1 protein-coding gene is annotated in these 1,867 nt (G+C 56.6%); it reads left to right on the forward strand.

The window, feature by feature from the left end:
• The coding region (locus ACTG3Z_RS17505) for a hypothetical protein (RefSeq protein ID WP_439144282.1) at positions 1-1,867 on the forward strand (1,867 nt) is incomplete at both ends.

The raw sequence follows: 1,867 nt of genomic DNA on the forward strand, positions 1-1,867 counted from the left end.
AAAGACGGTTTGCTGGACATGGTCATTCCGGGATTGGGGCAGTCCGTCGAAGAGATGACTGGCGTCAAATCCAGTTTGCGCGCGGCGCTATCGGCCCTTGAAGAGGCAGGGGACCAATCGCTGGACTATGCCGCCGGATTGATCCATCAGGCCATGACCGATGCGACAGATCCGCTAAGCTTTAAGCCGGACGAATTGGCCGTCAGCCTGATGCCGGATGAGCCCGACGCAACATCCGGGGTGTCCGAGGCGGTTATTCTGTCGCTGAAAGGCACGCGCATCCTGAATGGCGAGATTGATTTTGGGATGGACCTTTCGGAATTGCCAATCGGCAATTTGGAGGCGCTGAAATCAGTACTTAACCTTGATCAGCCGGGTTTGCTGAGTATCAGCGCGCAGGATCAGAGCTATCTGCGCTATGCGTTGTCGTTGGGGCTGGATCTGACCGTTCGCATCGGGTGGGATGACACCGAAGGCCAGCCAACCGTTACGTTCGTGAAGCAGGACTTGCAGGATGGCACCTTCAAAGAACTTGCAGACGGGCAAACGGCTGCGCCGCTTGAATTGCGGGTGTTGGGCGATCTGGGCCCGACCGATGTGTCCTTTGCTTTGGATGCGGGCAGTCTTGGCACTTTCGGTGTTATCGCTGAAGATACGCGGTTTGTCTTGGGCCGGTCAGGCGACATCACACCCAAACCTGCCTCTGACGCCTCTCTTAGCGCGCAGTTAGGCGCGCTTGGCGCGCGCTTGGCGGTTGAAGTGGACCATCAAGGCAGTGTGGATTTATCTGCCGAGGGCGCCTTTGGAATGGGGCTTGCGCTGTCTCGTATGTTCGGCGAGGCGTTGCAGCCGATTGACGGCTTCCAAGACGCGCGCTTTAGCGGTCTGATATCGGCACCTTCGGATGTGTCCAGCACAATGCCCGTTCTGGATGTGCAATTTCTGGATGTGCCCACCGATCTGAACCTGCGGTCGTTGTTGATGCCGCAGTTGGATGATTTTTCCTCATTCAGTGTCACTGATCTGATTGACATGACACAAACTGCCCTAAAATGGGTTCGTCAAAGCAACGATGCGACCGCAACAAGCCCGGTTTTGGATAGCGAGTTGCCGTTTATCGGACAGTCCTTGTCTGAAATGCTGCCTATCTCCGATGTGTTCGAAACCATTGAAACTGCCCTGACCGCGCTGAGTGGACAGGATTTTGTTCAGGCCGCTTTGACATTGGAAGAAACCGTCAATGACGCGCTTTCGTCACTGGCAGGTTGGGTGTCACCGCCGGTTTTCGGGCTTAATTTTTCAACGTTGCCGGGGTCGGTCTGGAATGGCGTCGTGCCACTGCGCGGCCTTGAGATGACGCTTAACTTTGACGAGGCGGTTGTCTTTGATCAGGCGTTGGCGCTGGATTTGGCCAAAGCCTTGGGTCTGGACGGCATCATGGAGGCCAACATGTCGGCCCTGCTTGAGGCGGGTGTTGGGCTGTCTGGCACATTGGTGTTTGGTGGAGCGCTGTCCTCGGATGCTTCGTTGCAATCCCTGGGGTCATTGGCAGATGATCCAAACCTTACAAAACCGGTTCTGTATGTCGGCGGAGGGAGCGGTTTGACGCTTGGCTTCAACGCCGGGGCCTCTGATGTTGCTATGAAACTTGGCTTCGATGTTGGTAGCGATGCGCTTGCGGCTTCGGTGTCGGGAGGCGAAATTTATCTGGGTGGCGCAGGTGGCGAGGGACAGGCAACGCTGCGCTATGGGCTGCCAGGTATTTCAGATGACCAAAGCGCCGATGGCATTCGTCAGGCGTATCACCTTATTGACACGGCGGGTACACTCCAAAGCGCGGCGGCCGGTGCAGTCGACACCACAGGTG

The sequence above is a fragment of the Planktotalea sp. genome (assembly GCF_965659345.1).
In the GTDB taxonomy this organism is placed as follows: domain Bacteria; phylum Pseudomonadota; class Alphaproteobacteria; order Rhodobacterales; family Rhodobacteraceae; genus Planktotalea.